11 protein-coding genes are annotated in these 7,389 nt (G+C 54.9%); 6 read left to right on the plus strand and 5 right to left on the minus strand.

Features of this window, described 5'->3' with window-relative positions; translation table 11 throughout:
• A partial coding sequence (locus CPT76_RS01505; protein ID WP_258167971.1) for a BglG family transcription antiterminator occupies positions 1-1,300 on the minus strand: 1,300 nt, incomplete at its 3' end.
• A 248-nt stretch (positions 1,301-1,548) separates the two neighbouring features.
• On the opposite strand from CPT76_RS01505, the gene CPT76_RS01510 reads away from it, so the two are divergent.
• Positions 1,549-1,761, plus strand: a complete 213-nt coding sequence (locus tag CPT76_RS01510) for a hypothetical protein (protein WP_105441705.1) — start codon at positions 1,549-1,551, stop codon at positions 1,759-1,761.
• 90 nt (positions 1,762-1,851) lie between these two features.
• Here CPT76_RS01510 and CPT76_RS01515 read toward each other — a convergent pair whose 3' ends face one another.
• Entirely contained in the window at positions 1,852-2,205 is a 354-nt protein-coding gene (locus tag CPT76_RS01515) for a DUF2512 family protein (protein WP_105441706.1), read from the minus strand.
• A gap of 208 nt (positions 2,206-2,413) precedes the next feature.
• Here CPT76_RS01515 and CPT76_RS01520 point away from each other — a divergent pair, with 208 nt between their 5' ends.
• A complete protein-coding gene (locus CPT76_RS01520) occupies positions 2,414-2,557 on the plus strand; it encodes a TetR/AcrR family transcriptional regulator (RefSeq protein WP_105441707.1) in 144 nt (47 codons plus the stop codon).
• 55 nt (positions 2,558-2,612) lie between these two features.
• Here CPT76_RS01520 and CPT76_RS36935 read toward each other — a convergent pair whose 3' ends face one another.
• Positions 2,613-2,780 carry a hypothetical protein gene (locus tag CPT76_RS36935; RefSeq protein ID WP_181152650.1) on the minus strand — a complete coding sequence of 56 codons (168 nt, stop codon included), beginning with the start codon at positions 2,778-2,780 and terminating at the stop codon, positions 2,613-2,615.
• Between the two features lie 103 nt (positions 2,781-2,883).
• On the opposite strand from CPT76_RS36935, the gene CPT76_RS01525 reads away from it, so the two are divergent.
• Both CPT76_RS01525 and CPT76_RS01530 read left to right on the plus strand, forming a co-directional pair.
• Positions 2,884-3,069 (plus strand): hypothetical protein, encoded by a 186-nt coding sequence (locus CPT76_RS01525; RefSeq protein ID WP_219845373.1) that lies wholly within the window; start codon positions 2,884-2,886, stop codon positions 3,067-3,069.
• A 35-nt stretch (positions 3,070-3,104) separates the two neighbouring features.
• Positions 3,105-4,073 (plus strand): glycerophosphodiester phosphodiesterase family protein, encoded by a 969-nt coding sequence (locus CPT76_RS01530; protein ID WP_374954588.1) that lies wholly within the window; start codon positions 3,105-3,107, stop codon positions 4,071-4,073.
• A gap of 8 nt (positions 4,074-4,081) precedes the next feature.
• On the opposite strand, the gene CPT76_RS01535 is transcribed toward CPT76_RS01530, so the two are convergent.
• A complete protein-coding gene (locus tag CPT76_RS01535; protein ID WP_089545869.1) occupies positions 4,082-4,861 on the minus strand; it encodes a DeoR/GlpR family DNA-binding transcription regulator in 780 nt (259 codons plus the stop codon).
• 250 nt (positions 4,862-5,111) lie between these two features.
• On the opposite strand from CPT76_RS01535, the gene CPT76_RS01540 reads away from it, so the two are divergent.
• Both CPT76_RS01540 and CPT76_RS01545 read left to right on the plus strand, forming a co-directional pair.
• Positions 5,112-6,074 (plus strand): metallophosphoesterase family protein, encoded by a 963-nt coding sequence (locus tag CPT76_RS01540; protein ID WP_105441710.1) that lies wholly within the window; start codon positions 5,112-5,114, stop codon positions 6,072-6,074.
• A 22-nt stretch (positions 6,075-6,096) separates the two neighbouring features.
• The gene (locus CPT76_RS01545) at positions 6,097-6,954 is read left to right on the plus strand and encodes a DMT family transporter (protein WP_234489416.1); all 858 of its coding nucleotides are present in this window, start codon (positions 6,097-6,099) and stop codon (positions 6,952-6,954) included.
• Between the two features lie 86 nt (positions 6,955-7,040).
• On the opposite strand, the gene CPT76_RS01550 is transcribed toward CPT76_RS01545, so the two are convergent.
• Positions 7,041-7,389 (minus strand): beta/alpha barrel domain-containing protein (locus CPT76_RS01550; RefSeq protein WP_483870029.1); only part of this gene is annotated, 349 nt, incomplete at its 5' end.

Here is a 7,389-nt window from a genome sequence, read left to right on the forward strand (position 1 = left end):
AGATCCCGTTCACGCAGACGATCGCCGCCCTCCGCCGGGCCGCCGGCTCCACTTCCTCCCGGCGCAGCCATCCGCCGAAATGCATGGCCAGATAGCTGATCTCGACGTCGCTCAGTTTCCGGCCGACCAGCTCCTCGAAGGCATATGCCGAGCGCCGGGTGAGCTCAAATAAATCGCCGTATTTACTGCGGATGTCCTCCAGAAGAGGATTGACCAGCTCCAAACCGTATATGATCCGGTAATACGCCGGCTTCAGGTGAACCAGCAGGTCCTCCTCCACGGCTTCCCGGCCGCCAAGCCAGACGCAGGCGCTGCGCTGGAACGCATCCGTCATCTCCCGGGCCGCGTCCCGCAGGCGTCCGATAATTTCATCCGAGCCTGTCAGCTGCTCCATCCGGTTCGCCCTTGCCCCAAGCAGATGCATCGTAAGGTAAGCGTTTTCTTCTTCCGGTACCGGACTGCCGAACAAGCGGCCAAGGCCGTCCGCTATTCGGGAAGCCGCATCATATTCGGGCGTCTGCCGAAGCACTTCCCGCTCGTCCTCATCCACGCGGATCACCCGGCCGGACTGGATCCGGCGGATAAACAGCAAAAATCGGGTGGTCAAATGAAAGAGCATCTCGTCGGTGAGCTCCACGTTCAGCATCCGCTCGCTGGCCGCGATCAGCCGGTGGATCTGACGCCGGATGCCTTCGTCCGTATTCTCCGGCATGATGTCCCGCAGCGGATCCTGCTCTCCCCAGTAGCCCGTACGGCTGACCGCCTGCTCCCAGCTGACGCTGCCGGCAAGCTGATCGCAGCAGCGGGTCAGCTCTCTCCTGATCCTCGCCTCTTCGCCGTGCACTTCGTAGCCCCGCTTCCGGTCATACACCACCTCGAGGCCGGCCGTCTCCAGCTGCGCGCGAACCGCATTCAAATCCTTCAGCACCGTTCCCCGGCTGACTTGGAGCAACTCGGTTAGTCGGTGGATAAAGACGGGACTCTTTGCCGTGAGCAGCCGGATCGCGATCCAGGCAAGCCGCTCTCGCTGGGACAAATAATACTGCTGGGCCGCAGAGCTCTCTGCTCCTGCCGTGTCCGGGATCCCCCGGCGGCTGGCCTCCGGCAGAGAATAACCGGCCGTGCGCACGTACTCGACAGGGGGCAGCTCCAAAGTCTCCAGCCAGTCATTGATTTTGTTCATATCGTAATACACGGTTCTTCGGGAGATGCCGAGCCTCTGCGTCAGTTCATCCAGCGTCACGTAATCGTCCGTCTGCACCAGCAGTTTCAGTATTTCGGTACTACGTTCATCAAGCATTCCGGCATCCCTCCTGTCATTGACGAAATATGTCGCTCCTTGTGACTCGATTATACCTATGGCCCTGCTGCGAATGACAGTTCAATTCCTGGAAGTCCGGTTTGTGCAAAAATGAATACTATCGATTTCCAGCTCTGCATTTATCGGCTTTCTTCCGGATCCGTCCAAGACGATATGGATTTTTCGGATGACAATCTATGTAAAGAATGGTAAAAAGGAGAATAGATACAGGAAGGGATGATACATCTGTGAAAAGGTCGACGGCATGGTTCGCATTATCGTTTGTGTTCATTTTTTTCAGTGCGCCGATGGGTTACTTCTTCTTCAGGAATATATTTTTTTACAATATGAATTTGACCGGCGAATACGAGACGCTGCTGTACTGCACCCTGCTCTCCCCGCTTCTTATCGGCGTGCTCATGTTCCTGGTCGGGCTTGCCGAGCTGAAGCAGAACCGCTAAAAGAAGACCCTCTGCCTGTTGGCAGAGGGTCTTAGGGGTTCCATCGTTTCATCTATTCATTTTAAACCAAAGATTAGCTGAAAGGCGGCATTAGGCCCGCTGTCTTCTGGCCGAACGGTCATCGCTCAGCAGCCACATGTGGTAGAAGTATTCGAAAATCCCCGCCACGATGGTGATAACCAGCATATCCGTATAAGACAAGGACCACAGATTCGATGCACGCACCGCCCAAAGCATGAGAAAAACCAGGACAGCATCGCACAGCGTGGAAACGATATTGTTCTGGGAAGCGCGGAGAATCAGCAGGTCGCCGACCAAATAGGAAATGACGCCGATTGCCAGCGCCGTGACCAATGCCCCCCAGATCGTTGCCGTTGTGAGTACCAACAACATCGCCGTGATCACAACCAAATGAGCCACCAATTTAACGGCAAATTTCCCCATATCCCTGACCTCCTTTCCTCATTTGGATTGTTTTTCATGTAAGTTATAAACAAACTATCAACTGCCTTGCAGAAAATCGTTCTTTTTATTACCATTCGCCAAAAGGGCAGTTTATATGCGCATGGACTTGCGCATAAGCCGGTTTATACCATATAATGACCACAGTCATTTATGACCAGGGTCATTTTTTTATAATGAGGTGAACGGTTTGCTGAGAGACCAGAAGAAGAAGAGCACCCGGGAAAACATTACCCGCAATGCAATTCAAATGTTTAAGGAAAAGGGCTACGACAACGTCACCGTAGAGGAGATTGCCGCTGCGTGCGGAATCGCGAAAGGAACCTTTTTTTAACATTTCCCCCAAAAAAAGAGCATGTGCTCCTGTATGTAGCCGATTCGTACTCCGACTAGGAACCTTTTTTAACTATTTCCCCAAAAAAGAGCATGTGCTCCTGTATGTAGCCGATTCGTACTCCGGCCTGATGGACGACATCGTCGCGCGTCATCAGGATGGTCCCTTGAAGCAGCGCGTTTTGCGAATCCTGCGCGACCTGTTGCACATCTATATGCAGCATGAGGAGCTTCTGCGGCTGACCTTGATGGAAACGATCAAAGCTGAAATCGTATCAGGCAGCGAATTAACCAACATTTCGAATTTCAAAAAATGCACTGCGCCGGGTGATGGAATATGCCGGAGAACAAGACCCGCTGCAGCGGCTGTCAGATCCCGAGCTAAGCGCAGGAGTGGTGGTCGGACTGTTTTTCCAGACGCTGATAACGCTGTCCTCCAAGATGAATGAAGACGGGATATACGGATCGATTGAACGGCAGCTGGATGCCGTGTGGGAGGGAATCGGAAGGTGAAACGGCTGAAGCGGATCGTACGAAGCAAAACCTTTATGATTTTGGCACTATTGTTTGTTTTTATTTATCTGAATAACACCTCCCTGCTGGCCAAGCCCCGGGATGGTTCCCCTTTTCTGCTCGCCCATCGCGGATTGGCCCAAACCTTTACGATGGAGGGAATCACGAACGACACCTGTACCGCGGAACGGATTTATCCCCCCGAGCACCCCTATCTGGAAAATACGCTTCCGTCCATGGAAGCCGCATTTCAGGCCGGTGCCGATATGGTGGAACTCGATATCAAGCTGACGAAGGACGATCAGATCGCCGTGTTCCATGACTGGACACTGGACTGCCGCACCAATGTGAAAGGGATGACGACGGATTACACGATGGCCGAGCTGAAAAAGGTTGATATCGGCTACGGTTATACCGCCGACGGCGGACAAACGTATCCGTTTCGTGGAAAAGGCGTCGGGCTTATGCCGACGCTGGATGAGGTGCTGAAGCAATTTCCGGACCGGTCTTTTCTGATTCATATGAAAAGCAGTGATCCAAAGGAAGGCACCCGGCTGGCGGATGCGATGTCGGCGCTGCCCGAACAGCGGCTGAAGCAGCTCGCCTTCTATGGCGGGGATGAGCCGGTTGCGGCTCTCAAAGCAAAGCTTCCCGAAGCCCGCGTCATGTCCATCGCCACGATGAAGCGCTGCCTGATTCCGTATCTGGCCGCGGGATGGACCGGGTACATGCCTTCAGCCTGCAAGCATACGGAGCTGCATATTCCCGAGAAAATCGCCCCGCTCCTGTGGGGATGGCCAAACCGCTTCCTGAACCGGATGGACAAGGCTGACACGCGGGTCATCGTCGTCGGCGGCGACGGCAGCGATTTCTCATCCGGCTTTGACAGCCCCGAAGACATAAAGCGGCTGCCGGCCCATTACAGCGGCGGCATCTGGACGAACCGCATCGACCGGATCGCCCCTTTATTTAAAGGCAGTTCCGCGGAGGAACACGCCACTTAGAGTCTCTCTTAAAGCCGGGCCTCTCCCGAAATGATTTCAATATCCAGCTGCTTCAGGGCGTCGATCCATTCCCTGGAGCAGCCCGCATCGGTGACGACCATCGAGATCTGCGTAAGCGGCGCGATCTGGGCGAAGGTGGTGACCCCGAACTTGGAATGGTCCGCGACGAGAATAGCCTCTTCCGTACGCTCGATCATTTTGCGGGACAGCAGCGCTTCCTCCAGATGATAATCGGTGATCCCGTCGGTCAGCGATATGCCCCCTGCCGAAATAAACGCCTTATTCACTTTGAAGCGATCGAGCAGCTCATGGCTGATCATCCCCGTAGCCGCCTGATGCTCCGGATTGATCTCTCCCCCAGCAAACACGATCTTCCCCCGGAACCCCTCGAGGGCAAGGTTTAATATCGGCACGGAGTTGGTGATGACCGTGACCTGAGGGCGCTCCATCACATTCCGCATAATTTCCAGCGTCGTGGTGCCGTTGTCCAGCAGCACTGTCTCCCCGTCTTCAATCAGGGACGCCGCCAGTTTGCCGATCTCCTGCTTTTCGCTCCGGTGCATCAGGGAACGGTTCGTAAACGTGGGCTCAGTGAAGCCGGAACGGACCCGGACCGCGCCGCCGTAAACTTTCCGAAGCTTGCCTTCCTTCTCCAGGCGGTCGAGGTCCCTGCGGATCGTCTCTGTCGAAACGCCAAACATCTCCGCCAGCACGTGCACGCGGACTTTCCCTTCCATCCCCAATTGGCCGAGAATGGTCTCCCGCCGCTCCTCATAGGTTAAGGACATATCGAAACCCTCCTTTATACCAAAAGGCTTAGTATTGGACACATGTGGTTTTTCATCGCTTACATGTGTTTTGTTGTTGTTTCTATTAAGTGTAGTTGGCGATGGAGAGGAATGTCAAACTTCGAAAAAATGAATTGACAGCAGCCTTGTCCAGGACTAAAATCAACTAAAACCACATAAATACACATAATACAACATTCATATATGTGGTTTGTTAAATTAACGTAAAATGACGAGGGGGACACGTGAGATGAGCAAGAGCTTGTCTTTTCGAAAGGACGGCACCTTTACGATTGTACAGTTTACCGATTTGCATTGGATGGACGGCAGACCTGAGGACCAGCGCACACGTGAGATCATGGAACGGGTCATGGATGCAGAGAAACCGGATTTGGTCGTTATCACCGGAGACGTCATTTATACCGGACCCGTGTCCCCGGGAAATAAAGAATGCGAGCATCCCCGGGAAGCCTTCCGGGATGCGGTCGCTGCCGTTGAAGAACGCAGCATCCCGTGGGCGGTCGTCTTCGGCAATCATGATACGGAAAACCGGATCAGCCGGGACGAGCTGATGCAGACTGTGGTGGAGCACCGGCACACGGTAACAGAGCCCGGTCCGGCGGACTTGAGCGGGTCGGGCAATTACACGCTGGAGCTGATTGACGCGGAGGGGCGTCCGGCCGCCAACCTGTATTTCCTCGATTCCGGGGATTATTCGAGCCTCGAGCAGGTTCCCGGGTACAACTGGATCCAGCGGGACCAAATCAATTGGCTCGCCTCCGAATCCACCAGGCTGAACCTGAACGGGCAGGCGGAGAAGCTGCCTGCGCTGGCATTCTTCCATATCCCGATTCCCGAATATCAGGAAGTATGGGACACCCAAGTCTGCTATGGACATAAATACGAACGGGTCTGCAGCCCTCCGGTTAACTCCGGACTGTTTGCGGCACTGGTCGAAATGGGCGACGTCATCGGCACGTTCTGCGGACACGATCATATCAACGATTACAGCGGAACGCTGCACGGGATCCGCCTGAGTTACGGGCGGGCCACCGGCTGCAACACATACGGCAAAGAAGGATTTATGCGGGGTGCCCGCGTCATCCGCCTGTCCCTTGGCGAGAAGGACTTCGATACCTGGCTCCGGCTGGAGGACGGGTCCGCCGCTCTGGAACAGCCGATTCATGAACCCGATACCCAAGAAACCAACTAAACAACCAAGGGGCTGACTCATTTTGTTATTACCGATTGTCCTAGTGATTGCTTCAGGCATGGCCCATGCCGTGTGGAGCATGTTCACCAAGCGGAGCCGCAGCAAAAGCGTCTTTCTGTGGTCTATCATGATGGTCGCGACCGTTCTGCTGCTGCCGGTGCTGTTCACCGAGCTCTGGAAAAATCCGATGAACGCCGCTTCCTACGGCCTGCTGCTGCTGTCGATGCTGCTTCAGGCCGTCTATTCCTGGCTATTGTCGAAAACCTATGAGCTGGGAGACCTGTCGCAAATCTATCCGATCATGCGGGGCACCAGCACGCTGCTCGTCCCCGTGATCGGCGTCCTTTTTCTGAACGAATCGCTGTCCGTCTTCGGCTGGCTCGGCATCCTCTGCATGCTCGGCGGATTCGCCGTGCTGAGCGGCATCGGCTCCAACAGCCGCAGCGGCGGGCAGCAGGCCCAAGGCTTGAAGCCCGTGCTTATGGCTTTGTGCGTCGGGCTGTGTACCACCTGCTACGTCTTCGTCGACAAGCTGAATCTGGAGCATGTCTCTCCGATCGCGCTGCTGGAGGTGACCAACATCGGATTTGTGCTCGGTCTGACCCCGGCCGTGATCGCCTCCGGAAAAATTGTTGAGGAATGGAAGGCCAACAAAACCACGCTGCTGCTTGGGGCCGTTTTAAACCCGGGCTCTTATCTGCTGTTCCTGTTCGCCATGTCCCAGGCGCCGATGGCCCATATCAGCCCGCTGCGGGAAATCGGCACCATCTTCGCCACTTTCCTCGGCGTCCTGCTTCTGAAGGAGCAGCAGGGATTGCGGCGGATGCTGTGCTCCGTCATTATTTTTGGCGGCATTGTTCTGATCGGCATGCTGGGCTGAACAGTTGGTGCTAACAGGTGAACTGTTCCAATATGAATGGAAAAAGCGCGCCCAAGGCGCGCTTTTCGCATAACCATAATCCCGTTTTAGCCGGTTACACCCTGGCCCGCGATCGGGAACCACCCTGGCGTATGGACGATTTTGTGCCATAACGGATCGGCAATCCCCAGTTTTTCTTGATCGTGTAATGTGATCTCTGTGCGGATTTCGCTTTCCCTGCCTTGCGTTACCTTTTCAACCCAATCCGGGTCGATAATCAGCTCACGTCCCAGTGCTATAAGCGGGACTCCCGATTGCAGCGCTCTAAGCGCCTCATCAGGTGTGCGGATCGATCCTACACCGATCAAGGGAACTCTTTGCCCGGCGAGCTCATCAATCATCTCCATCCTGGAGCGATTGTCCTCTACTCCACGTCTAGGCTTAGACCAGAAGTCC

It is taken from the genome of Paenibacillus sp. AR247 (genome assembly GCF_002968895.1).
GTDB lineage: Bacteria > Bacillota > Bacilli > Paenibacillales > Paenibacillaceae > Paenibacillus_AQ > Paenibacillus_AQ favisporus.

Coding starts and splice junctions, on each gene's coding strand:
- CPT76_RS01515 (WP_105441706.1), bottom strand. CDS start 2,205: ATGGGGAAATTTGCCGTTAAATTGGTGGCTCATTTGGTTGTGATCACG.
- CPT76_RS01540 (WP_105441710.1), top strand. CDS start 5,112: ATGAGCAAGAGCTTGTCTTTTCGAAAGGACGGCACCTTTACGATTGTA.
- CPT76_RS01535 (WP_089545869.1), bottom strand. CDS start 4,861: ATGTCCTTAACCTATGAGGAGCGGCGGGAGACCATTCTCGGCCAATTG.
- CPT76_RS36935 (WP_181152650.1), bottom strand. CDS start 2,780: ATGCTGCATATAGATGTGCAACAGGTCGCGCAGGATTCGCAAAACGCG.
- CPT76_RS01530 (WP_374954588.1), top strand. CDS start 3,105: ATGATTTTGGCACTATTGTTTGTTTTTATTTATCTGAATAACACCTCC.